General features: G+C 35.6%; 15 protein-coding genes. All 15 read left to right on the top strand.

Annotated features, from left to right (window positions below):
* Positions 1-4: 4 nt before the first annotated feature.
* The 15 genes from OZP15_RS14140 (at position 5) to OZP15_RS14070 (ending at position 26,993) form a co-directional block, all read left to right on the top strand.
* A complete protein-coding gene (locus OZP15_RS14140) occupies positions 5-2,398 on the top strand; it encodes a glycoside hydrolase family 127 protein (protein ID WP_281336454.1) in 2,394 nt (797 codons plus the stop codon).
* A gap of 6 nt (positions 2,399-2,404) precedes the next feature.
* Positions 2,405-4,312, top strand: a complete 1,908-nt coding sequence (locus OZP15_RS14135) for a glycoside hydrolase family 97 protein (RefSeq protein WP_281336453.1) — start codon at positions 2,405-2,407, stop codon at positions 4,310-4,312.
* A 9-nt stretch (positions 4,313-4,321) separates the two neighbouring features.
* Positions 4,322-6,916, top strand: coding sequence for a glycoside hydrolase family 31 protein (locus OZP15_RS14130; RefSeq protein ID WP_281336452.1), 2,595 nt, complete (start codon positions 4,322-4,324; stop codon positions 6,914-6,916).
* Entirely contained in the window at positions 6,913-9,390 is a 2,478-nt protein-coding gene (locus OZP15_RS14125) for a glycoside hydrolase family 31 protein (protein ID WP_281336451.1), read from the top strand. The genes OZP15_RS14130 and OZP15_RS14125 overlap by 4 nt, the downstream gene beginning before the upstream one ends.
* A gap of 27 nt (positions 9,391-9,417) precedes the next feature.
* A complete protein-coding gene (locus tag OZP15_RS14120; RefSeq protein WP_281336450.1) occupies positions 9,418-10,755 on the top strand; it encodes a glycoside hydrolase family 43 protein in 1,338 nt (445 codons plus the stop codon).
* 46 nt (positions 10,756-10,801) lie between these two features.
* A complete protein-coding gene (locus OZP15_RS14115; RefSeq protein WP_281336449.1) occupies positions 10,802-12,160 on the top strand; it encodes a glycoside hydrolase family 43 protein in 1,359 nt (452 codons plus the stop codon).
* A 214-nt stretch (positions 12,161-12,374) separates the two neighbouring features.
* A complete protein-coding gene (locus OZP15_RS14110) occupies positions 12,375-14,288 on the top strand; it encodes a glycoside hydrolase family 97 protein (RefSeq protein WP_281336448.1) in 1,914 nt (637 codons plus the stop codon).
* Positions 14,289-14,312: 24 nt separating this feature from the next.
* Positions 14,313-15,659: a family 43 glycosylhydrolase gene (locus tag OZP15_RS14105; protein WP_281336447.1), complete on the top strand. Its 1,347-nt coding sequence runs from the start codon at positions 14,313-14,315 to the stop codon at positions 15,657-15,659.
* Positions 15,660-15,692: 33 nt separating this feature from the next.
* Positions 15,693-17,420 (top strand): glycoside hydrolase family 43 protein, encoded by a 1,728-nt coding sequence (locus OZP15_RS14100; RefSeq protein ID WP_281336446.1) that lies wholly within the window; start codon positions 15,693-15,695, stop codon positions 17,418-17,420.
* 157 nt (positions 17,421-17,577) lie between these two features.
* Positions 17,578-18,966 (top strand): glycoside hydrolase family 43 protein, encoded by a 1,389-nt coding sequence (locus OZP15_RS14095; protein WP_281336445.1) that lies wholly within the window; start codon positions 17,578-17,580, stop codon positions 18,964-18,966.
* Positions 18,967-18,990: 24 nt separating this feature from the next.
* Positions 18,991-20,760 (top strand): family 43 glycosylhydrolase, encoded by a 1,770-nt coding sequence (locus OZP15_RS14090; protein WP_281336444.1) that lies wholly within the window; start codon positions 18,991-18,993, stop codon positions 20,758-20,760.
* A gap of 70 nt (positions 20,761-20,830) precedes the next feature.
* On the top strand, positions 20,831-21,199 hold the full coding sequence (locus tag OZP15_RS14085; protein WP_281336443.1) for a hypothetical protein: 369 nt from the start codon (positions 20,831-20,833) through the stop codon (positions 21,197-21,199).
* Positions 21,200-21,235: 36 nt separating this feature from the next.
* Positions 21,236-22,567 (top strand): endo-1,4-beta-xylanase, encoded by a 1,332-nt coding sequence (locus OZP15_RS14080; RefSeq protein WP_281336442.1) that lies wholly within the window; start codon positions 21,236-21,238, stop codon positions 22,565-22,567.
* Between the two features lie 153 nt (positions 22,568-22,720).
* Positions 22,721-23,881 carry an endo-1,4-beta-xylanase gene (locus OZP15_RS14075; protein ID WP_281336441.1) on the top strand — a complete coding sequence of 387 codons (1,161 nt, stop codon included), beginning with the start codon at positions 22,721-22,723 and terminating at the stop codon, positions 23,879-23,881.
* Positions 23,882-24,014: 133 nt separating this feature from the next.
* Positions 24,015-26,993 (top strand): glycosyl hydrolase 115 family protein, encoded by a 2,979-nt coding sequence (locus tag OZP15_RS14070; RefSeq protein WP_281336440.1) that lies wholly within the window; start codon positions 24,015-24,017, stop codon positions 26,991-26,993.
* Positions 26,994-27,000: the final 7 nt, after the last annotated feature.

Below are 27,000 nucleotides of genomic sequence, written 5' to 3'. Positions count from 1 at the left end.
TAGTATGATAAAAGTAAGTAGATTAATTGTAAACCTTGTTTTATGCTTTTCGTTATTTGCGATAAGCGTTCAATCTCAAGAAAAATTGTACCCAAACGAGTTTCCATTAGAGAATGTAACTCTATTAGATGGGCCTTTCAAACACGCTCAAGATCTTAATATTGAGGTGCTTTTAAAATATGATGTCAATCGATTATTGGCGCCTTATAGAAAAGAAGCAGGTTTAGAACCAAAAGCACCAACTTATCCTAATTGGGAAGGACTTGATGGTCACGTTGGCGGGCATTATTTATCAGCATTGGCAATAAATTTTGCTTCAACGGGAAATAAAGAATGTAAAAAGCGAATGGATTATATGATTTCTGAAATTAAGATATGTCAGGAAACAAATGCTATCAATAATAAAGAATGGGGAACTGGATATGCTGGAGGATTTCCAAAAAGTAAAGACTTATGGACTGCTTTTCAAAAAGGAGATTTTAGGATTTATAATGGGGCTTGGGCACCATTTTATAATTTACATAAAATGTATGCAGGCTTAAGAGATGCCTGGTTATACGGAGATAATGAAGAGGCTAAAATACTTTTTCTAAAATTCTGTGATTGGGGAATTAATGTAACCGCAACATTAACTGATGATCAAATGGAATCGATGCTTAATATGGAGCACGGAGGTATGCCTGAAGTGTATGCTGATGCTTACCAAATGACAGGTGATAAAAAATATCTTACCGCAGCAAAACGCTATTCTCATAAGCAAGTCCTTAATCCACTTTCAGAAGGAATTGACAATCTAGACAATAAACACGCCAATACACAAATACCAAAATTTATAGGTTTTGAAAGAATTGCAGAGGTAAGTGGTGATAAAAAATTTGGAAATGCAGGAAGCTTTTTTTGGGATACTGTAATAGCAAATCGCACATTGGCTTTAGGTGGAAATAGTAGAAAAGAACATTTTCCAAGCAAATCGGCAAGTATTGATTACGTCAGTGAGGTTGATGGGCCAGAAACCTGCAACTCCTATAATATGCTTAAACTTACCGAAGATCTTTTTAGAGTATCTCCAGAGGCTAGATATGCAGACTATTATGAGAAAACTTTATACAATCATATACTTTCTTCTCAACATCCTGAGCACGGTGGTTATGTCTATTTTACTCCAGCGAGACCGCGTCATTATAGAGTTTATTCTGCTCCAAATGAAGCTATGTGGTGTTGTGTAGGAACAGGAATGGAAAACCACGGAAAATACAATCAGTTTATATATACGCATCAAAAAGACGATTTGTATTTGAATTTGTTTATTGCTTCAACATTGAATTGGAAAGAAAAAGAAATTAAAATTAAGCAACTAACAAATTTCCCAGAGCAGGAACAAACCAAAATTATCATTGAAGAAGGTCGTTCAAAATTTAATTTACTAATTCGTTACCCAAGTTGGGTCAAAGAAGGAGCTTTGAAAGTATTGGTTAATGGCAAAAGTATTGCTTTTAACAATAAGCCTTCTTCTTATGTAAGTGTAAATAGAGAATGGAAAAAAGGAGATGTAGTTGAGATTTTATTCCCAATGCACAATACAGTTGAAAAATTGCCTTATTTGGATAAATATGTTGCCTTTTTACACGGGCCAATATTGTTAGGGGCTAGCACGGGAACTGAAGATTTAAAACGAATTATTGCTGATGATAGCCGTTTTGGACAATATGCAGGTGGAAGAAAATTGCCTGTTACTGAAGCTCCTATTCTTATAGAAGATGATATGCAAAATATTGCCAATAAATTGCAACCCATTGACGGAAAACCGCTGAATTTCAAACTAAACCTTCAGATGGAAAACGGTATTCAAAATAATTTGAAACCTTTTTACAAAATACACGATGCAAGATATATGATGTATTGGTTGGCGTTAACAAAATCAGGACATAAAACCTATATCGATTCTTTGGCAACCATAGAAAAACAAAAGTTAGAAATTGAAAAAAGAACGGTTGATTTTGTTGCTACTGGAGAACAACAGCCAGAAAGTGATCATTATATGGAAAAATCAAAATCCAATGCGGGCAATTCTGAAAATGAGTTTTGGAGAGATGCCAGGGATCAAGGCTATTTTAGTTACCTGATGGCAACTCGTTCTGAAACTAATCTAAGTCTTATTGTACGTTATTGGGGATTTGAATGGGGTACAAAAAAGTTTGACATTTATATTGATGATCAAAAATTAGCATCTGTAGATACTTCTAAAAGAAACAGTATTAACCAATTTATCGATACCACTTATCCAATTCCAGCTGCTATCATAAAAGGGAAAGATAAAGTTAGAGTGCGTTTTCAAGCGCAATCAAATGCGAGTACCAGTGCAATATATCATGTTCGTTTAATCAAAAATTTAAATTAAGAAATTTTGAAGTCAAAAATCAATATCATTATATTTCTATTTATAACTGTTTTGTCTTTTGGGCAAAAGGCATTGGTAGTGTCTCCAAATAAAAAAATCAATGTATCGGTATTTGATAATAATGATAACTGGTATCTACAAGCTAATTATAATTTTAACGGAAAAATTTCAGAAGTATTACCTAAAATAGATCTAGGCATTTCTAGAAGTGACCAAGACTTTTCAACAGAACTAAAATTGATAAAAGTTGGTAAGCCATTGTTAATTAATGAAGAATATGCTGCACTTCACGGAAAACGTTCTAAGTGTACCAATTCAGCCAATGAAATAGTTTTATATTTTGAAAATCCTTCGAAAGCAAAACTTAATATAATCATTAGAGCTTACAATGATGGTGTTACTTTTAGGTATGAATTTCCTGAAAAAAGTGGCGAGTTTACAATAAAAGATGAACTCACGTCATACTCAATTCCAGATAAAACAAACCGTTGGTTAGAAAAATTTGATCTTTCAAATGAAGGTTTATATGGCAATATGAGTGATGCTGTTAATCAGCAAGATTGGTGTTATCCGGCATTGTTTAAGACCAATGATGCTTCAGCTTGGTATTTAATCCATGAGGCAGATGTCGATAGAAATTATGCGGCTACAAAACTCAGTAATAAAACTACCAATTCTCAATATAAAGTAACACTTCCAGGCAAGGACGAAGGAGTAGGAGAACCACAGACTAAAATTTCACTTCCCTGGAAATCGCCTTGGCGTGTTGTTATTATTGGAAGTCTTTCTGATATTGTCGAATCCACTTTAGTTGACGATGTGTCCAAGCCTTCCGTTTTAACTAATACAGATTGGATTCAACCCGGACTGGCTTCGTGGAATTATTGGTCGAATAACCATGGGACAAAAGATTTTAAAGTAGTTACAGAATTTGCAGATTTGGCAGCATCGATGAATTGGCCTTATACACTTCTGGATTGGGAATGGGATCAAATGGAGAATGGAGGAAAATTAGAAGATGCAATAAAATACATCCATTCCAAAGGAATTAAACCATTGATGTGGTATAATTCTGGAAAGTTTAAATGGATTACTTCAACTCCAGTGGATCGGATGTTAACACACAAAAATCGAGTTGAAGAATTTGAAAAATTAAATAAGCTTGGTGTGTACGGAATAAAAGTTGATTTTTTCTTAAGCGAAAAGCAAGAAATGATGAACTATTATCTTGATATTTTAGAAGATGCCGCTAAGTATAAAATTATGGTCTATTTTCACGGTTGTTTAGTTCCTCGTGGCTGGCAAAGAACCTATCCACATTTGATGACTTATGAGGCAGTTCGCGGAGCCGAATGGTATAATAATGGACCAGAATTAACAACATCAGCAGCAGAACATAATAATACATTGCCCTATACAAGAAACGTAATTGGTTCGATGGATTATACACCTGTTACTTTTACAAATTCACAATTTTCCCATATTACCTCTTATGGACACGAACTGGCATTGAGTATCGTTTTTGAGTCAGCTATCCAGCATATGGCCGATAGACCCGAGGGTTATTATAATTTGCCAGATGCAGCAAAGACATTTTTAAAGGATGTTCCAACAGCTTGGGATGACACTAAACTGCTTGACGGTTATCCAGGAAAGTTTACAGTTATTGCTCGTAAAAAAGGTGATAATTGGTTCATCGGTGGAATTAATTCAGGAAAAAAAGAAAAAATACAACATTTAAAATTTGATTTTTTACCAGAAGGACATACTTATAAACTAACATTAATTGCTGATGGAACTCACGATAAAACTTTTTCAACGCAATACTTAGTTGTGGATAAATCAACAACAGCTGTCGATGTTAAAATGTTGAGCTTAGGAGGCTTTGTCGCATCAATACAAATTATTAAATAAATCATTACTATGAATTTTAAACCGAAATTTTTTGCTCCCATTTTTTTAATACTGCTATTCAGTTTTAAGAGCATCAATACGAGTTATACTTTGCATAAAGATCATATTTCGATTCGGCTAACTCAAGGCACGCTGAATATTATTCCAATAACAGTAAATTCAATTAGAATTCAGATAAATGCAGAGAATATAAAGCAGGATGAAGAATTAATTCTTGTAAATAAATTGCCAGTGCCTGCTTTTAAGGTTACGGAGAACAATGATGAAATTCAGTTGAAAACAACTTCAATTACGGTTTTATTCAATAAAAAAACCAAAGCATTAAATTTCAAGGACAGCAAAGGAAATGTTTTTTTAAGCGAAAAAGCAGATAGTAGAAAAATGGCTTCCAGTACTGTAAATGGAAATCCTTGTTATGTAGTCGAGCAAAGTTTTAATTCGCCTGAAAATGAATTTCTTTTTGGATTGGGACAGTTTCAGGACGGACATTATAATCTAAAAGACATTAGCCAAAAATTAACTCAGGTGAATACACAAATTGCAGTTCCTTTTTTATACTCCAATAAAGGATATGGAATTCTTTGGCATCAATATGGGCTTACCGAGTTTAATCCAAACGATAATTTGATTACACTTGCTAAAAGCGAAAAATCATCGGATAACAATAAAGAAGTTGAGGTAACGACAACATCGGGAACTCAAAAAGTATCGCAAAGACAAGCATTATATACAGGGAAATTTAGTGTAGAAAAAGAAGGACACTATTCCATTATGCTAGATTTAGGCGATATGGACAGCCGTCATTTGGTTATAATTGATGATAAAACCATTATCGATCAATCTAATTTGTGGTTGCCACCTGCAATTAGTGCATTGGTTAATTTGAAAGCTGGTGAACATTCGGTTCAAATCGTTTGTAATACTACTAATAAACCTAAATTGAGTTTTAGAAAAACAAATAATTCGACAACTTTCCGATCTTCGAATGCTAAATCTTTAGATTATGTAGTTTTCAAAGGAAAAGATACGGATGAAGTAATTAATACTTACAGAAGTGTTTCAGGTCAGGCTCCTATGTTGCCTTTATGGGCGTATGGTTTTTGGCAATGTCGTGAACGTTATACCTCCAGCGAACATTTGATTAAAACAGTCAAAGAATTTCGTGAGCGTAAATTACCATTAGATGTAATTGTACAAGATTGGCAGTATTGGGGAAATAATGGCTGGGGAGTGCCACAATTTGACGAAAAAAAATACCCAAATCCTTCTGGTTTTATTAAGGAATTACACGATTTGAATTCTCATTTTGTGATTTCTGTTTGGTCTAATCCGGATAAAAACTCTGCAATTGGGAAAAAATATGTTGAAAACGGAATGTACATTCCGAATACCAAATGGCTGGATTATTTTAATCCCGAAACAGGTAAAGCCTATTGGAATACATTAAATGAAAATTTATTTTCAAATGGAGTTGATGGTTGGTGGATGGATGCAACAGAGCCGGAAAACGATGCTCTTGTTGGCACGATGACACATCAAGGCCCTGGCGATTTTTACCGACTTACGTATCCGTTATTTGTAAGTAAATCGGTTTATGAAGGACAGAGAAAGACAAATCCTGAAAAAAGGGTAACCATATTAACACGTTCTGCATTTGCAGGACAACAACGTTTTGGAACTATTAACTGGTCAGGTGATATTGGCGGAACCTGGGATGGTTTTAAAAAGCAAATTGTTTCTGGAATGAATTTTACCTTAACAGGAATGCCGTATTGGACAACCGACATTGGTGGTTTTTTCCGTCCGGGTGGTGGACAATACAAGGATGAAAAATTCCATGAATTGTTAACCAGATGGTTTCAATGGGGAGCATTTAGTACCATATTTAGATTGCACGGCTATCAAACCGAAACTGAACCTTGGAAATACGGTCAGAAAGTGGAAGACAATATGAGAGAGATGTTGAATCTTCGTTACCAATTAATGCCGTACATCTATTCTGAAACATCAAAAATTAAAGAAGGTTCTACTTTTATGAGACCGCTTGTAATGGATTTTCAAAACGATGAAAAAGCAGTGAGTCAGCCTTATGAATATATGTTTGGAAAATCATTTTTAGTTGCCCCAGTTGTTGAATCAGGTGTTGCAGATTGGGAAGTTTATTTGCCAAAAGATACAAAATGGTTCGACTTCTGGACAGGAAACAGTTTTGACGGAGGACAAAAAGTGAAAGTAAATGCACCATTAAATAGAATACCATTGTTTGTGAAAGCAGGTGCTATAATCCCTTTTGGACCAATAGTACAATCGACTAATGAAAAAAAGTGGGATAATCTTGAAATTCGTATTTACGAAGGTGCCGATGGTAATTTTACATTATACGAAGATGAAGGAGATAACTACAATTATGAAAAGGGCGCTTTTTCTCAAATTAAATTCGAATGGAAAAATGCTGAAAAGCAATTGACAATAAATGATCTAAAAGGAAAATTTAAAGGAATGCTGTCTAAAAGAAACTTCAATGTTGTTTTAATCAATAAGGAGGGAAAAACACAAAAAAGAGAAATTACCTATACTGGAAAAAAACAAAGTCTAAAATTATGATACAAAAAGTCTACTTGTTGTCGCTACTATTCTGTTTAACTAGCTTAAACAGTATTGCTCAATCTTATGAAAAAACAAATTTAGGAGTAAAAACGTCTATCAATTCGACGGTAGTTGAAATTCAGTTTTATAGTCCTGAAATAGTTAGAGTTATAAAATATCCTGCCGGAGGAAGTTTTGAAAAGAAAAGTTTGTCAGTGGTAAAAGTGGCTGAAAACACAAAATTCACTATTGATAAAAAAGATACAACTGTTTCGTTGAAAAGCCAGAGCGTCGAAGCTGTTTTAAATTTAAACGATGGATCTATAAATTTTAAAACAGTTGATGGTAAATCGTTATTGAACGAAAAAAATTCTGGAGCCGTTTTTACAAATTTTGATGATGCAGGTTCTAAAACGTATTCCATAACTCAATCTTTTGTTTTGGATAAAAAAGAATCAATTTACGGATTGGGAATTCTCCAAAACGGAAAAATGTCGCAACGAAACCAGAAAGTTCATATGGTGCAGAATAACACTTGGGATTTTGTGACCTTTTTTCAATCGGATAAAGGATATGGATTATTTTGGGACAATTATTCCCCAACGGATTTTAGCGATAATCCCGAAGAAACTTCTTTTAAATCCGAAGTCGGAGATGGAATTGACTATTATTTCATGAGTGGTAAAAATGCTGATGGCGTAATTGCCGAAATGCGTGATTTGACAGGGCAGGTACCTATGTTTCCTAAATGGACTTTCGGTTTCTGGCAAAGTAAAGAGCGTTACAAAAGTCAAAATGAAACTGTTGAGGTAGTGAAAAAGTACCGTGATTTGGGTGTCCCTTTAGATGGTATTATTCAAGATTGGCAATATTGGGGCGATAATTACCATTGGAATGGAATGAATTTTTTAAATCCAGAATTTTCAAAACCACAACAAATGATTGATGACATTCATAATTTGAATGCACACTTATTGATTTCTATCTGGTCTTCTTTTGGTCCAAAAACACCGCAATTCCAAGAGATGAAAGCTAAAAATATGCTGATGGATTTTCAGACTTGGCCACAATCAGGAAAAGAAACCTGGCCACCAGATATGAACTTCCCTTCGGGAGTACAAGTTTATGACGCTTATAATCCGGAAGCAAGAGATATTTATTGGAAATACTTAAACAAAGGATTGTTTTCTTTAGGAATCGATGGTTGGTGGATGGATTCTACAGAGCCAGATCATTTGGATTTTAAACCTAAAGATTTTGACAACAAAACATTTTTAGGTTCATTTAGAAAGGTTAGAAATGCCTATCCATTAATGACTGTTGGCGGCGTTTATGATCATCAGCGTGAAGTATCATCAGATAAAAGAGTTTTTATTTTGACTCGTTCAGCTTTTGCGGGTCAACAGCGTTACGGAGCAAATACTTGGTCAGGCGATGTTAATTCTACCTGGGATATGTTGCGCAAACAAATACCTGCTGGACTAAACTTCTCTTTATGTGGAATTCCATACTGGAATACTGATATTGGAGGTTTTTTTGCTGGAGCCTATAACAAAAGTTGGAATGATGGTTCTGGATCCAGAAACTCCTCTTATCAAGAATTGTATGTGCGTTGGTTGCAGTTTGGAGCATTTACGCCTATGATGCGTTCTCACGGTACAGATATTCCTAGGGAGATATATCAATTTGGTAAAAAAGGAGAAACCATTTATGATGCAATCGAAAAAACCATCAATTTGCGTTACGCCTTACTGCCTTATATTTATTCGAATGCTTGGAAAATCACCAATGGACAATCTAGTATGATGCGTGCTTTAATGATGGACTTTGAGGATGATAAAGTCAAAGACATGAACAACGAATATTTATTTGGTCAATCCATATTGGTAGCTCCAATTATTAATGCGCAATATACTCCAGAGGCTGTCGTGAAAACGAATGAAGATACTGGATGGAACAAAAAAGACGCTAGTGATAAAACCAAAACAGTTGCAGTAGATTTCAGTCAGAAAAAGTCGAAAAAGGTCTATCTGCCTGCCGGTACTGAATGGTATGACTTCTGGACAAACAAGAAATATAAAGGAGGTCAGGAAATAGATCAAGAAACCCGAATTGATGAAATTCCTTTGTATATCAAAGCTGGAAGTGTTATTCCTTGGGGGCCAAAAGTTCAGTATGCCGATGAAAAGAAGTGGGACAATTTAGAAATTCGCATTTATGAAGGAGCTGATGGAGAATTTACACTTTATGAAGATGAAGGCGATAATTACAACTATGAAAAAGGGAAGTATGCAACAATTACTTTTAAGTGGGATGATTTGAAAAAAACTTTAAGTATTAGTGAGCAAAAAGGAACTTTTAAAGGGATGCTTACTCAACGTAAATTTAATGTTGTAAAAGTATCTTTAAACCAAAAGCAACCTGACAAGGCTAGTGAAAAACTGGATAAAGTGGTTGATTATAAAGGAAGTAAAATTTCAATTAAGTTGTAAAATTTCAATTATTTAAAATATAAAAAAATGAATAAAAAAATAAATTATACGATCACATTTTGCTTGTTTTTAGTGGCAGTTTTCAATGGGATTGCGCAAAGCACTATTAAGCAAAAGCCCATTATTCAAACAAAGTATACTGCTGATCCTGCGCCGATGGTACACAATGATACCGTGTTTTTGTATACCTCACACGATGAGGATGATGCAAAGGGATTCAAAATGATAGATTGGTTGCTTTATACTTCAACGGATATGGTGAATTGGACTGAGCATGGCGTTGTTGCCTCTTTGAAAGATTTTAGTTGGGTAAAACCAGATAATGGAGCTTGGGCGATTCAATGCATAGAGAGAAACGGGAAATTTTATCTTTATGCTCCCATGCACGGACAAGGAATAGGCGTATTAGTTTCAGATAGTCCATATGGACCCTTTAAAGATCCACTAGGAAAACGACTGATTGAAGACAATCATTTGTGGAATGATATTGACCCAAGTCCATTTATTGATGACGACGGACAAGCTTATTTATACTGGGGAAATCCGGATGTATATTACGTGAAATTAAATAAAGACATGATTTCTACTTCAGGTGAAATAGTCAAAGAACCTACAAAACCAAAGAACTATCAAGAAGGCCCTTGGATGTATAAACGTAAAGGACATTACTATATGTCTTATGCGTCAACTTGTTGTCCAGAAGGTATTGGATATGCCATGAGTAATTCTCCAACAGGACCATGGGAATATAAAGGAATGGTGGTAGAAGCGAGTGAGAAAACCAGAGGAAATCATCCCGGAATTATTGATTACAAAGGTAAATCCTATGTTTTTGGGCATAGTTATGATCTTTTAAAAAGAGAAACTACTACATTTTATGAAAGACGTTCTGTCGATATGGACGAAATCATTTATAATCCAGATGGTACGATACAAACACTTCCTTATTGGTCTGTGGATGGCCCGAAAGCTGTTGGAACAATCAACCCTTTTAAACGTGTCGAAGGGGAAACTATGGCATGGAGTGAAGGTGTAAAGTCGGATGCAACTACTGAAAAAGGAGTGTTTGTGACTAAAATTGACAACAACGATTACATAGAAGTTCAAGCTGTTGATTTTAATAAAGGAGCAAAAAGATTTCAAGTAAGTGCAGCTTCTATAAAGGGAGGTAAAATAGAAATCCGTTTAGATACTAAAGAAGGTGAACTTCTAGGTGTTTGCGATATCAAAAGCACAGGCGGTTTAGGTACTTGGAAAGAATTTAATTCTAAGATCAAAAAAATAAAAGGAGTACATAATGTAGTTTTTGTTTTTAAAGGAGGTGGAGCATCGTTGTTTAATTTAGATTGGTGGATGTTTAAATAATGGTGTTGCATAATCAGTATATGTTCAATAAAAAATACAAATTAATATGAATTTAAAAAAAACCAGTCTTTTACTATCATTGGTAATTCCGATGCTAGGAATGGCGCAAAACCCTATCGTTCAAACCAATTATACTGCCGATCCTGCGCCAATGGTGTATAATGGCAAAGTATATTTATATACATCACACGACGAAGACGAATCTACTTGGTTTACCATGAATGACTGGAAATTATACACCACCGAAGATATGGTCAATTGGACAGATCACGGTTCGGTACTATCCTATAAAAATTTTAGCTGGGCAAAGATGAATGCTTGGGCAATTCAATGCATAGAGCGAGAGGGTAAGTTTTATTTATATGCGCCAATAACCGATAATCAAGGTAAAAATGGTATTGGAGTAGCTGTTGCCAATAGTCCTTATGGTCCTTTTACAGATCCTTTGGGTAAACCTCTAATCCAAAATAGTAATGCCGATATTGATCCAACTGTTTTTATTGATGATGATAAACAAGCGTATCTTTTATGGGGAAATCCTGTCTGTAATTATGTGAAATTAAATGAAGACATGATTTCCTATGATGGAGCGATACAAACATTTCCAAATTCAATCGAGTCCTTTGGAAAACGCGAAGGCAAAGAAGATGCCCGCAGACCTACAACTTATGAGGAAGGGCCATGGTTGTATAAGAGAAATAAATTGTATTATTTGTTCTTTGCAGCAGGGCCAATTTCAGAACATATTGGGTATTCTACAAGCAAAACTCCATTAGGACCATGGAAGTATCAAGGTATTGTAATGCCTACTCAAGGCGGAAGTTTTACAAACCATCCGGGAGTTATTGATTTTAAAGGGAAGTCTTATTTTTTCTATCATAATGGAGCCTTGCCTGGAGGTGGAGGTTTTACTCGTTCCGTAGCGGTTGAAGAATTATTATTCAGTCCTGACGGCACTGTCAAACAAATGAACATGACCGAGGGAATTAAAAAAAGTTTAGCAACGGTTAATCCTTATCTTAAAAACGAAGCTGAAACAATGGCTTGGTCAAAAGAAGTGAAGTCAATGCAAAACGAACAAGTAGGCGTTTTTATCACAGCGATGAAAAATGATGCCTTTACAAAAGTGAAAACGGTAGATTTTCGCCAAGAAGGAGCTTCAAAATTCACAGCACGTCTAGGCACAACTCATAATAGCAATGTGTCTATGGAAATACGATTGGATAGTATAGATGGAGAATTGATAGGAACCGTAAAAGTCCCAATGACAGGAGGAAATGACAGATGGGCATTAGTTACAACAGATGTCAAAAAAGTATCAGGAATACATGATGTTTATTTTGTGTATAAGGGAAAATCTGCAAGCAAAATTATGTTTTTTGATTATTGGAAGTTTTCTAAATAATTATAAGCCACTTATTATAAGTTGTTTATAGTGTTTGAGTAGGTCGTTTTTATTTTTTTTAAAAATAAGTAACACCAATTAAACCTATATAAGAAAATCTAGTCTAAATTTGTTGTATTGCTATAAATAGTAAGAATAAAATAAATAAATAAAAAAAAGTATGCTAATTAGTTACCAATCTATTATGAGCTTTAAAAATATTTTATGCTTTTGTATGTTCAGTTTTTTTGCCTTAAATGCGCAATCGGTTGTGAAAAGCCCTGATGAGAAACTTACTGTGTCAGTTTCTCTAAATAATGGACTACCAACTTACAGTGTCTCTTTTAATGGGAAAGCATTCTTAGAAAAATCTCCACTCGGTTTGAAAACCAATGTTGGTGATTTTACTTCAGGATTAGTTTTAGAAGCCAATGTGATTCAAAACAAAATTGATGAAACCTATGAATTACCTAATATAAAGCAAAGCAAAGTGCATTATGTTGCTAACGAAGCTGTATTTTCTTTTACTAAAGACGGTAAGAAAGCTATCGATGTGATTTTTAGGTTAAGCAATAATAACTTGGGTTTTAAATATAAGGTTTATCCACAAAAAGAAGCCCGTTCTTGTATAGTTCAAGAAGAAGTTTCTGGATTTTCACTACCAGAAGGAACCACTACTTTCTTGTGTCCACAGAGTAAATCAATGGTAGGTTTTGCCAGAACAATGCCAAGTTATGAAACGTCCTATACTTTGGATGCTCCAATGGGAAAAAATGGAACAGGAGAGGGATACACATTTCCTTGTCTTTTTAAAGTAAATAATAATGGATGGGTTTTAATTTCCGAAACAGGAGTTGATAGTGGTTATTGTGGAAGCAGGTTAATAGGTCAAGAAAAAGGATTATATACTATTGGATTTCCTATGGCGGGTGAAAATAATGGTAATGGAACAACTGCACCAGGAATACCGCTTATGGGTGAAACTCCATGGCGTACAATTACAATTGGCGAAACATTGGCTCCAATCGTAGAAACAACTATTCCGTTTGACTTGGTTAAACCAAAATACGAAGCTTCTCAAGAGTATAAATATACAAAAGGATCTTGGAGTTGGATTATGAAAATGGATAACAATACCAAATTTCCAGTACAAAAGCAATATATCGATTTTAGTGCTGCAATGGGGTATGAAACCATTTTAGTTGATGCCTTGTGGGACACGCAAATAGGCAAAGATAAAATCACGGAGTTAGCTCAATACGGTGCGAGTAAAGGAGTTGGTTTGTATTTATGGTACAATTCTAATGGCTATTGGAATGATGCGCCTCAAGGCCCAAGAGGAATTATGGACAATACCATTATTCGCCGTAAAGAAATGGCTTGGATGAAAAGTATTGGAGTAAAAGGAATCAAAGTAGATTTTTTTGGAGGAGACAAACAAGTAACCATAAAGCTATACGAAGACATTCTAGCCGATGCCAATGATTTTGGCATAATGGTTATTTTTCATGGTTGTACTTTGCCTAGAGGTTGGGAACGTATGTATCCAAATTATGCTGCAAGTGAAGCTGTTTTGGCTAGTGAAAATTTATATTTTGGTCAAGGAAGTTGTAATAATGAAGCCAAAAATGCCTCGATTCATACTTTTATTCGGAATGTGGTAGGAAGCATGGATTTTGGAGGTAGTGCTTTAAATGAATTTTACAATAGTGAAAATACGCCAAATAAAGGTTCAAAACGAATGACTTCAGATGTTTATGCTCTAGCCACAGCAGTACTATTTCAAAGTGGAGTTCAGCATTTTGCTTTAGCACCAAACAACCTAACGGACGCTCCTGATTGGGCCATAAACTTTATGAAAGAAGTACCAACAACTTGGGATGAAGTAAGATATTTAGATGGTTATCCAGGGAAATATGTGGTTTTTGCTCGTCGAAAAGGAGCAAAATGGTATATAGCTGGTGTAAATGCTCAAAAGGAAACCCTGAAAGTTAAAATGAAATTACCAATGATTTCTGCAGGTTCTGAATTAAAGCAATATAGTGATGATGACAAATTAATCGGGAAAGTGAGTACGGTAAAAATGAACAAAAACCAATTAGTTGAAATAACAATTCCTTGTAATGGAGGTGTGTTAATGGTCAATTAAGAAGGGAGTACTAAAAAAAATAGGATGAACTTTAAATCAATTTTTAAAATCGAAATGATGCTGATTTTTATTAGCACAATTTCTTTTGCTCAAAACCCTCTTATTCAAGATCAATACACCGCTGACCCTTCTGCAAGAGTATTTGGAGACAGAGTTTATGTTTTTCCTTCTCATGACATATTGGCCACCGAAGGGAAAGGTCGTAAAGACTGGTTTTGTATGGAGGATTATCATGTGTTTTCTTCGGCGAACTTAACCGATTGGACCGATCACGGAATGATAGTGCAACAAAATAAAGTGCCTTGGGTGAAGCCTGATAGTTATAGTATGTGGGCTCCAGATTGTATTGAAAGAAATGGTAAGTATTATTTCTATTTTCCAAGTACGCCAAAAGACACCATTAATTATAAAAAAGGTTTTACGGTAGGAGTGGCAATTGCCGATAAGCCTGAAGGTCCTTACATTCCAGAACCTAATCCTATAAAAGGAATTAGAGGAATTGATCCTAATGTATTTATTGATAAAGACAATCAGGCCTATTTGTATTGGTCTAGTGGAAATGTTTTTGTAGCCAAGTTAAAAGAGAATATGACGGAATTGGATTCAGAGGTAAAAACTATCGAAAATCTTCCAACCAAAGGACTAAAAGAAGGCCCTTATTTATTTGAAAGAAACGGAATTTATTACTTGACTTATCCTCATGTTGAAAATAAAATTGAGCGATTGGAATATGCCACTGCCGATAATCCATTGGGGCCTTTTAAAGTTGCTGGTGTCATTATGGATGAATCTCCAACAGGATGCTGGACAAACCATCAATCCATCATTGAATTCAAAAAAGAGTGGTATTTGTTTTATCATCATAACGATTTGTCTCCCCAGTTTGATAAAGCAAGATCAATCAGAGCTGATTATTTGCATTTCAATCCAGATGGGAGCATTCAAAAAGTCATTCCTACTTTAAGAGGGGTTGGAATTACTATGGCGACAGATCAAATTCAAATCGATCGATATTCAAAAATGAGTGATAAAGGGATTTCAAATTCTTTTTTAGACAGTTCCAATTCTTTTATGGGTTGGAAAACAACTTTTAATCAAGCAAATTCTTGGATGCAATATAATACGGTTGATTTTGGCTATAAAAAATTGAAATCAGTATCTATAAAAGCTTTTTCAGAAAAAGGAGGAGCAATACAAATTCGTACAAAGGGAATCGATGGATCTGTTATTGCCGAGGTTACAGTTCCTAAAAACAGTAAATGGGTTGAAGTGAAATCACCATTGTTAAAGTTTGATTCTGGGATTCAAAATTTGTTCGTTGTTTCGAAAGAGGATAATCAGGTTGAGATTGATTGGATAAAGTTCCAATAAAGTAAAAAATTATTAACACACATATTTTAAAAAATGAAAAACACAACATTATTATTTTTATCTACCATTATGGCTTTGTTTGTGCTAACTGGAGTCAATGGACAAGCTCAAAAAAGCACTTCTAAAAATCCAGCAGTATTTTCAAAAGTGGTTTATCAAGGAGACGATCAAATTTATAAAAAGAATCCATTAAAAGGAGATGAGTTTTACACTCCAATTTTGCAAGGATGTTATCCAGATCCAGCGATAACTAAAAAAGGTGATGATTATTATATGGTATGTTCTTCCTTTGCGATGTTTCCCGGAGTGCCAATTTTTCATTCTAAAGATTTAGTGAACTGGACTGATTTAGGAGGTGTTTTAAATAATGTAAATGAATTCAATCCACACGATACCGGTATTAGTGCAGGAGTTTATGCTCCGGGAATAACTTACAATCCACACAATGATACTTTTTATATGATTGTAACCGCATTTTCAGGAAATCTTGGAAACATTATCGTAAAAACAAAAGATCCCATGAAAGGTTGGGGAAGTCCAATTAAATTAGGATTTGGAGGAATTGATCCTTCCATATTTTTTGATGATAATGGAAAAGGGTACATCGTTCACAATGATGCTCCAGACCAAGGAAAAGAATTATACAATGGTCACCGTGTAATTAAAGTTTGGGAATATGATGTTGCCACAGATAAAGTAATTCCTGGAACTGACAAAATCATAGTGGATGGAGGAGTAGATCTTTCGAAAAAACCTATTTGGATTGAAGCACCGCATTTGTATAAAAAAGACGGTAGTTATTATTTAATGTGTGCCGAAGGAGGTACAGGAGGTAATCATAGTGAAGTAATTTTCAAAAGCAATAGTCCAAAAGGGCCATTTATTCCTGCATCAAGTAATCCAATTTTAACACAACGTTATTTTCCAAGAGAAAGAGCCAATAAATTTGATTGGGCTGGACATGCCGATTTAGTTAAAGGGCCTGGAGATAAGTATTATGGAGTGTTTTTAGGAATTCGCCCAAATGAAAAAGACAGGGTAAATGCAGGTCGTGAAACGTTTATTTTACCTGTGGATTGGTCTGGAGAGTTTCCTGTTTTCGAAAATGGATTAGTTCCTTTGGAACCAAAATTAAAAATGCCTAAAGGAGTTACTGAGAACAAAACAGGTAAAGATGGATTTTTCCCTAATGGTAATTTCACGTTTACAGAAAACTTTACTTCTCAAAAATTAGATTACAGATGGATTGGTTTGAGAGGGCCACGCGAAAATTTTGCTACGATAACTAAAAAAGGATTACAAATCAATCCATTTGCCGTAAACATTAAAGAAGTTAAACCTACTTCTACACTTTTTCACAGACAACAACACAATAGTTTTTCATTCGCCACAACAATGGAATATAAACCTGCTTCCGAAAAAGATTTGGCAGGTATCGTATGCTTGCAAAACGAGAAATTCAATTATGTTTTTGGAGTAACCAAAAAAGGAAATGACACTTATGTTTTATTGGAGAGAACAGAAAAAGGAGCATCTAAAATTATTGCAAGTAGTAAAATAGACATCAAAAAACCGGTTCGTTTACAAGTGAAAGCAGTAGGAGATAGTTATGAATTTAGTTATTCAATCAATGGGGTTGATTTTACAAATTTAGGAGGCTCAGTTTCTGGAGATATTCTTTCAACTAATGTTGCTGGAGGTTTTACAGGGGCATTGGTTGGGTTATATGCTACTTCAACAAATGATGCAAAGCCTAATTAATACATAATGCAAATCAATAGTTGGGATTCTAACGGATTGATTTTTTAATGCTAAATCCTAACAGGTTTTCAAAACCTGTTAGGTATCTTTTGGAGTGCCAAATTTTACAATAAATCTTTGATTTGCCAATTGAATAAAATCATATAAAATGTAGTTTATGAAAAAATTAAAATTTTTAGTGTTCATTTTCTCCTTTGCGTTTGTAGCACAAACTTCAGCGCAAAACCCTTTCATACAAACTAATTTTTCTCCAGATCCTGCGCCAATGGTTTACAAAGGAACAGTTTATGCCTATACAGGAGATGATATTCCAGGTTTTGATTTTTATTATATGACTAAATGGAGAGTATTTTCATCAACTGATATGGTCAACTGGACCAATCACGGAGTTCCCATTTCGTTGGAATCCTTCAGCTGGGCTCGCGATCGGGCTTGGGCAGCGCAATGCATTGAGCGTAATGGTAAATTTTATTGGTACATCTGTGCGCAGAGCGATAAAAATGATATGGCGATAGGTGTTGCAGTATCTGATAGTCCGACTGGACCTTTCAAGGATGCCATTGGTAAACCATTAATTATAAATGGAAGCTGGTCAAACATAGATCCTACAGTTGCCATTGACGATGATGGTCAGGCCTACATGTATTGGGGAAATGGTAGTTTGTTTTATGTGAAGTTAAACAAAGATATGATTTCTTATTCTGGCGATATTGTTACCGTTCCTTTAAACAATGAAACCTTTGGCGGAAATAGAGAAAATAGAAAACTAGGCATTGAAAATAAAGATACTTTTATAGAAGGCCCTTGGTTTTACAAACGAAAAAATAAATATTACATGATGTTTGCTGGTATGGGAAAAGGAGGTGAAACACTTTCTTACTCTATGAGCGATGATGCGACAGGTCCTTGGAAATACCAAGGAAAAATAATGGAAGACCAAAAAACCAATAGTTTTACCAATCACGGTGGAATTATTGATTACAAAAACAACTCTTATGTTTTTTACCATACAGGACATTTGCCTAACGGTGGAAGTTATGGAAGAGCTTCAAGCGTAGAGCAATTTAATTACAATGAAGACGGAACTATTCCCGCAGTCACTGCTACAAAAGAAGGTGTAAAACCAGTTGGTTCCATAAACCCTTTCAAACGCGTGGAAGCAGAAACAATGGCTTGGTCAGAAAAATGTTCCATTTCTCAAAATGACAAGATTGGAGTATTTGTTTCATCTGCTCGCCTAAAAGGGCATATTAAAGTACGAGAAGTTAATTTTGAAAATCAATCTCCTAAATCTTTTTCGGCTTCTATCGCTGCAGGTCTTGATGGTGGTATTTTAGAGGTACGTGCGGACAGTATTAAGGGGCCAATTATAGCTTCGATAGATGTGCCTCGCACTGGAGGTTGGGAGAAATTTAAGACCATTTCGTCCAAAATCACACAAGAGATTAAAGGAACACACGATATTTATTTTTGCTTTAATGGTCACAACATTACTGCAGGTCGCGAATTATTTAATTTCGACTATTGGATATTCAATAAAGAGTAATTGTAATAAAAAAGTCGAATCTAAATGATAAGAAATCATAAACATATTAGGGCACTGCTTTTTAACGTTTTCCTCTTTGGTTTAAGTTCCATTGATGTGTATGCTCAAAGGGAAGTATTAGCCCATTGGCGTTTTGAACAAATTAAACATCTAAATGATGATACTCTTTCAATTGCTGCTGTAGGGCAACCTTTGACTGCGACTGACCGTGGTCCAAGTACCCCACAACCTTATGTTTATGACGATTCAGGCAAAGGAAACTATTTACAAGTTCGTGGAAGCAAACCATCACCCAATGTCTTTTCTGAAAATGTTCCAACTGCTGTAGTAGATGGAAAACCCAATACCCGTTCACTAGCGATAAAGCGTGGTGAATATGTAGTTACTTTTTATAGACCTTTAGCTTATTATGATATGCGAAAAAGTTGGGCAATCGAGGCCAGTTTAATGTGTAATCTTTTAGGAACCGAACAAGTATTTCTCTGTAAAGAAGGTGCTAATGGTCAGTTAGGGGGAGATGTTTCCATAGGTTTTGACAATATGCAAAAGAAATATTTTGTAGAAATGATGTGTGCTGATGGTGAGTCACGCCGAATTGTTGCAGGCGAATTTGTTGAAGCAGGACAATGGTATGATGTTCGTGCACAGGCAAATTATGATAACAAAAAAGATAAAACGACACTAACTATTTATGTAAAACTTTCATCAGAAAAAGACTTTAGTAAATCAAATTCTATAATTTTTAATGGTCCAGCTATGCGAAGTGATGCTGGATTATGGGTAATTGGTCGTGGTTTTCCTAGTGGTTCTGCTAATAATCTCGCCGTACTGGATGGAGCAATTGACGAAGTGAAAATTTCTGGAGAGGCCTTGCCAAGAGTCGCTGGACAGAACCCCCTTTTTACAGATGCCTTTACTGCAGATCCTACTGCACTGGTTGTAGGCAATACCGTTTATGTATATGTCGGGCAAGATAAAGCTACACCTGGTGGATGGTTTAATATGCCCCAATGGCTTTGTTATTCCACTACTGATATGGAACATTGGACAGCGCACGGTTCTGTTTTGGCAGCAAAAGATTTTTTGAATGCCAATAGCAACTCGGCTTGGGCATCTCAAGTAGTGGAGAAGAATGGAAAATATTACTTCTATGTTACTTTGGATAGAAAAGAAGGTCATTTTATTACAGTAGCGGTCGGTGATTCTCCAACAGGACCTTTCAAAGAAGCAACTCCTGGAAAACCTCTTATTACGGATGCAATGACAACCGATTCGCATAGAGCAAATTCAGATATTGACCCCACTGTTTTCATTGACGATGACGGTACCCCTTATTTAGCTTGGGGAAATGGAGATTGTTATATGGTAAAATTGAACAAAAACATGGTCGAATTGGATGGTGCCATTACGAAAGTTCCTTTTAAAAATTATTCCGAAGGACCTTGGTTATTCAAGCGAAATAATCTCTATTATAACGTATATGCGGCTGATGCTCCCGGTGTACAACCTGAACAAATGTGTTACTCAACGGCAGCTAAAATCACTGGGCCTTGGACGTATGGCGGATTTGTCACTGGAGCAGCAAAACACGGATTTACCATTCATCCTGCGGTAATTGAGTTCAAAGGACAATGGTATTTCTTTTATCATGATGGAGCCTATCCATTAGACGGAACTCCGGGAGGTGATTGCCGACGACAAGTATGTGCTGAATATCTTTATTTCAATCCAGATGGAAGCATAAAACCAATCACTTTAACAGCCGAAGGAATAAGTTTAACGTCCAAAAGATAGAAATCACATTATTCAATATGGAAATGGGTATTTAATTAACTTAATTATTAATATTAAAAATTTAACTATTATGATCAAAAAAACAGTAACAACTTTATTTATGGTAATGGCATTTGTAACCTTTGGATATGCTCAGGATATTACCGGAAACTGGAAAGGAACGGTTAATGACCAATTCGAAATCAATTATACCTTTAAAGTGGAAGGTGAAAAATTAACTGGTGCCTCAAAAGGCCCAGATGGAAGTGATAGACCAATATCCAATGGTGTAATTAAAGGTGAAGACCTTTCTTTTTCTATTGACATTATGGGCAATCCAATCCAAATAAAAGGCAAAATAAAAGGGAGCGATGCCGATAAAACAAAGGCTGAAACGATTCAACTTTTTTTTACAATCAATGGAAATGATGTGACTCTTGTTTTATCTCCGGTAAAATAATTTCTTCTGGCTGCAATGAATTAGTTGTATCGGTTATTGAATAAATACAAAAACAAGCTTCAAGTATTTCGTTTTTGGGATTATAAAAATTCAAATGCGGAAGAAAACAGGCAAATCAACCAAAGTATAAACAGACTTTTTTTTATAAATTTAAAAAATAAAATTATGATTAAAAATAAATGGATTACAAGCTTTATCTTGAGTGGAGTGCTGACTGCCAGTCTTTTTGCTCAAGAAAATAGCAATTCGACGCCTCTAAAGACTTTGAAACAAGCATTTAAAGGAAAATTTTTGATAGGATGTGCCGATGATTTGAGATCGAATTCCGAGGCCTATCAGGCAAGTATTAGAACACAATACGACATTGTTACTCCAGAAAACTGTATGAAACCGCAGCCAATTCATCCTTCCGAGGATATATACAACTTCGTGACTACCGATGCAATGGTTGATTGGTGTCAGAAGAATGGTTTAAAGGTTTGGGGACATACATTAGGCTGGCATGGTCAGACACCGCAATGGTTCTTTCAGGATAAAAGTTCAGCTACTGGAGAAATAGTACCACCTGTTGCACCTGCCCCACCTACCACTACACCAACAACTGGTACTAATAATCCTCGCCGCAACAGGGGGGAGATTACAGGTCCGATCGCGAGTAAAGAAGTCGTTTTAGAACGTTTAAAAAAACATATCATGACTGTGGCTGGAAGATACAAAGGGCGTGTTATTGGCTGGGATGTGTTTAATGAATCGATTGCCGATGGTGGTGACGGTAAAACAGAAAATCTTCGTACTTTCAGTTGGTATAAATACGTTGGTCCCGAAGTGTTGCCTCTGGCTTTTAAGTGGGCACATGAAGTGGATCCTGCTGCTCAGTTATACTATAATGATTATAACATTGAGCAGGGCGCAGTTGAAAACAAAGGAAAACATGCAAGTTCTATGTTGCTACTCAAACGACTCATCGCAGAAGGTGCTCCAATCAATGGTGTCGGAATTCAGGGACATTGGCACTTGGACACTAACCTTGCTGACGTTGAAAAAGCTATAGAAAACTATGCGTCTTTGGGCTTGAGAGTTTCTATTACTGAACTTGATGTTACAGCAACAGGTGATAATAGTGGGGCTATGGGTGTAAATCAAGGGGATAAAAAAATCCCGGCTGAGAACTATCAAAAACAAGCTGAAGTATATAAAAAGTTGTTCGAAATTTTTATGCGACATTCAGATGTAATCGACCGTGTAACTTTCTGGGGACTGAGCGATACAAAGTCTTGGCGCAGGGGGCAAGATGCGCTTTTGTTTGATGGAGAGTTGAATCCTAAGCAAGCCTACAAATCTGTTATTGAGACAAGTCTCAATAAATAAATTCTGTGAATTTTTGAAAACAGTTTCAGTGGCAAAATAGGATAACATATAGTAGGATTACATCATTTAACACCAAATAAATTAAGTAGAATAGATAAGCTAAGCAATAATATTTTATATATTTACACAATCGGTTGTAATTTAAAAATCAATATGAAAAAAAAACTATCTTTTTTAAGTGTAATTCTAATTATTTTAGTTTTAGCAGGTTGTACTACAAAAACGAATGAAAGTAAAAACGCCATGACATTAGAAAGTGCTTATAAAGATGCTTTTTTAATGGGGTGTGCTGTTAATGAAGAAGTTTCTTCAGGGAAAGATACTGTTTCACAAAAAATTATTTTAGAGCAATTTAATACCATTACACCTGAAAATGTAATGAAAGCGGAGGTTATAAATCCTGAACCGGGAATTTATAATTTTAAACCAGCAGATGACTATGTTGCATTTGGTCAAAAAAATCATTTGTTTACGATAGGACATACTTTAGTTTGGCACAATCAAACTCCAGCTTGGTTTTTTCAAGATAAAAATGGAAATCCTAATACACCTAAAGCTCAAATCGAACGCTTGCGTGAGTATATCAAAACAGTTGCAGGAAGATATGCTGGGAAAGTACAAGCTTGGGATGTGGTGAATGAAGTAATTGATAATGACGGATCCTATAGAAGTACAACAGCTTGGGTAAAAAGTGTGGGTAGCGGAGATGAATTAGTCAAAAATGCTTTTAAGTTTGCTAGTGAATATGCACCTAACACCGAACTTTATTATAATGATTTTAATGTTTGGCGACCAGAAAAAAGAGATGGTATTATGCGTCTTGTAAGAATGCTTCAAAAAGAAAAAATAAGAATTGATGGTGTTGGTATTCAAGGACATTGGGGACTTAATTATCCTAAAACAGAGTATATTGAAGCTGCCATAGATTCTTTTGCTTCTCTTGGTGTAAAAGTAATGATTACAGAGTTAGATATAGATGTATTGCCTTTAACCAAAGAGGGACAAATTATTGGTACGGGAATGTTGCATCCGCAGTTTCAATTAGAGGAGTTCAAGACATTTTTAGATCCCTATCCAAAAGAATTGCCAGAAGCTCAACAAAAAGCATTGGCCGATAGATATGCTCAATTATTTGAGATTTTTTATAAAAAAAGAGATAAAATAGATCGTGTTACAGTATGGGGATTACACGACGGAATGTCTTGGAAAAATGATTACCCCATTGATAAAAGAACGAATTATCCGTTGTTATTTGATAGAAATAAAAAACCAAAACCTGCTTTTGAAGCCGTTTTGAATGTTCCTGAAAAGTAAGAATTCAAATACCCGATGCTTGTTCAGCTATAATCTCAGACTTCCAAAATAGGAATGCAGCTTCGATAATGTCAATAACATTTTGTACTGAATCATCACAAATTTTAAAAAAAAAAATTAAATTATTAATTATATGGATCTTCAATCCAAAATAAAATTTTATTCGCTGTCACTATTATTGTTTTTAGTGGCAAGTGCATTTGGTCAATCCATTAAAAAAAGCGACCAGAGAACTCCGACTAATTATGTTTTACATCATATGGAGTCGAATGCTTTTACAATTGTTGCGAATGGTAAATCGGCTTCAATTTATGTTGATCCAAATGATTGGAAAGGTGTGATTCGTGCTGCAAAAGATCTTGGTGATGATGCTCGAAAAGTAACCGGAATTGCCTCTCCAGTCGTTGAAAGCACAAAACCTGAAAAAAGCTCAATTATTGTAGGAACCATTGGTAAAAGCAGGATTATTGATGAATTAATTGCTACTAAAAAAATTGATGTTTCAAGCATAAAAGGAAAATGGGAATCTTTTTTAATTCAAACAGTAGATGGACAGTTAGTAGTTGCCGGAAGCGACAAACGCGGAACGATTTATGGAATCTATGACATTTGTGAAAAAATAGGCGTTTCTCCCTGGTATTTTTGGGCTGACGTTCCCGCTACAAAAAGCAATCAATTATATGTAAAAGCAGGTCGATATGTTCAGGAATCTCCTAAAGTAAAATACCGTGGTATTTTTATCAACGATGAATCGCCTTCTTTTACGGGTTGGGCTAATGCTAAATTTGGAGGTGTTAATTCCAAAATGTATGTAAATATGTTTGAATTGCTTTTGCGTTTGAAAGCCAATTACCTGTGGCCAGCTATGTGGGGTAACGCGTTTAACGAAGATGATCCAATGAGCCCGGTTTTGGCTGACGAATACGGAATTGTAATGGGAACCTCCCATCACGAACCAATGATGCGTTCGCAAAAAGAATATACGAAACGCAAGCAGGAAATAGGTGCTTGGGACTTTGTTACCAATAGTGCCAACCTTGAGAAATTCTGGTTTGAAGGACTTAATCGTAATAAGAATTATGACAACCTGATTACTATGAGTATGCGTGGTGATGGTGATGTAGCTATGGGAAAAGGAAATGATCTTGACAATATTAAAACTCTAGAGAATGTAATAAAAAGTCAACGTGAAATCATTCAAAAAGTGTACAATGACGATCCTGCCAATCATCCGCAATTATGGGCAATTTTTACGGAAGTGCAGAGATACTATGATGCAGGTTTCAATGTTCCCGATGACATTACGTTATTGTTTTGTGATAATAATTGGGGCTACACCCGACGCATTGCGCCTCCAAAAGAAAAAAACAGAAAAGGCGGAAGTGGATTGTATTATCATATCGATATGAATGGAGGTCCCAATAACGATCGATGGGTAAATACGACTACTATTCCTAAACTTCAAGAGCAATTCAATTTGGCATACCAAAGTGGACTTGACCGTATTTGGATCGTTAATGTGGGAGATTTGAAACCGAAAGAACTTCCTATTGACTTCATTATGCACTTTGCCTGGAATCCGGATGCTTATCCTGCAAGCAAAACAATGGAATATACGATTAACTGGGCTAAAGGTATTTTTGGCAAAGAACAGGCCGAAGAAATCGCCGATATTGTTTCTAAATATTCTAAATACAATCTTTTGAGAAAGGCGGAAGTCCAAACACCTCAAATTTTTAGTTATGTAAATCATAATGAAGCGGATCGAATGCTCCAACTTTGGCGAGACGTTGCAGAAAAAGCCGAAGTATTAGAAGCAAAAATTGCACCCGAATTAAAAGACACTTATTATCAATTAGTACTATATCCAACAAAGGCTTCTGCTGGAGTTGCTGAAATGTATCTTTCTGTGGGTAAAAATCAACTTTACGCCAAACAAGGTAGGGTAAGTGCCAACGATTATGCCCAGCGAGCAAGAGATCTTTTCGCTCTTGATAAAAAATTGAGTGATTATTACAATGGTCCGATGTCTAATGGGAAATGGAAAAATATGATGTCAGATATTCATATCGGTTATACCAGTTGGCAAATGCCAAGAGAAAATAAATTACCCGAATTAAAAGAAGTGACTCCACTTGCCGAACCTACAATGGGAATTGCTGTTGAAGGTTCTGAAGCAGCCTGGCCGGGAAGTCAAGAAAAGCCTCAACTTCCTGTTTTTGATATACTCAAAAAGCAATCGTATTACATAGATGTGTTCAATCGTGGGACAGGTTCTTTTGAGTTTGAAGCAAAAGGAAATCAGCCTTGGATTAAATTAAGTATCAACAAAGGAAAAGTAGAGAAAGATGCTCGAATTATGGTAGATGTTGATTGGGAAAAATTGTCCGAAGGAACATCAACTGGCATTGTCGAAATCAAAAAAGACAATGAAATTATAGCAGTATCTGTGAATGCTGTAAAAGCAGCTATACCAAAAGTGAAAGAACCATTTTTTGGTAATTTTACAGGGGAATTCACCATTCCAGCCTATCAATTCAACGCCAATAAACCCAGTAAAAATGCAAAATGGATTGTCCTTCCTGATTTAGGAAAAGGCAAAGCCAATATGGGAATATCCCCTGTAACAGCCCCGAGTTCTGCAGCAACCGATGGAGCCACACTGGAGTACAAACTATTACTGCCAAAAACTGGAAAAACTACGGTTTGTTTGGGTATCCTTCCTACACAGGATGTGTTTCCACAACGCGGGTTAAGAATTGCTGTGGCTTTGGATAATCAAACGCCTCAAGTATTGGATGCGAGAAAAGGATTTTACGATGAATTTAAAGAATACACACCTGAAATTTTAGCCAGATCATCTGCTCTGAAACCCTATCCACTACTCAATAAAAATATTGCGCTGATTGGTGCAGGACAATTCCGCAGAAATGAGATTTTTGATAATATGCGTTGGCTTGACTTTGAATTGGATGTCAAAGAAGCCGGAATTCATACCCTGAAAGTAATTATGATCGATCCTGAAATAGTGGTTGAAAAAATAGTGGTAAATCCTGACAACAATTATCCGAGCTATTTTGGACCAATACCCAACCAGCATAATGCAAAATAATTTATAT

It is taken from the genome of Flavobacterium eburneipallidum, from assembly GCF_027111355.2.
GTDB lineage: Bacteria > Bacteroidota > Bacteroidia > Flavobacteriales > Flavobacteriaceae > Flavobacterium > Flavobacterium eburneipallidum.
This window is presented reverse-complemented; position numbering and strand designations above follow the sequence as displayed.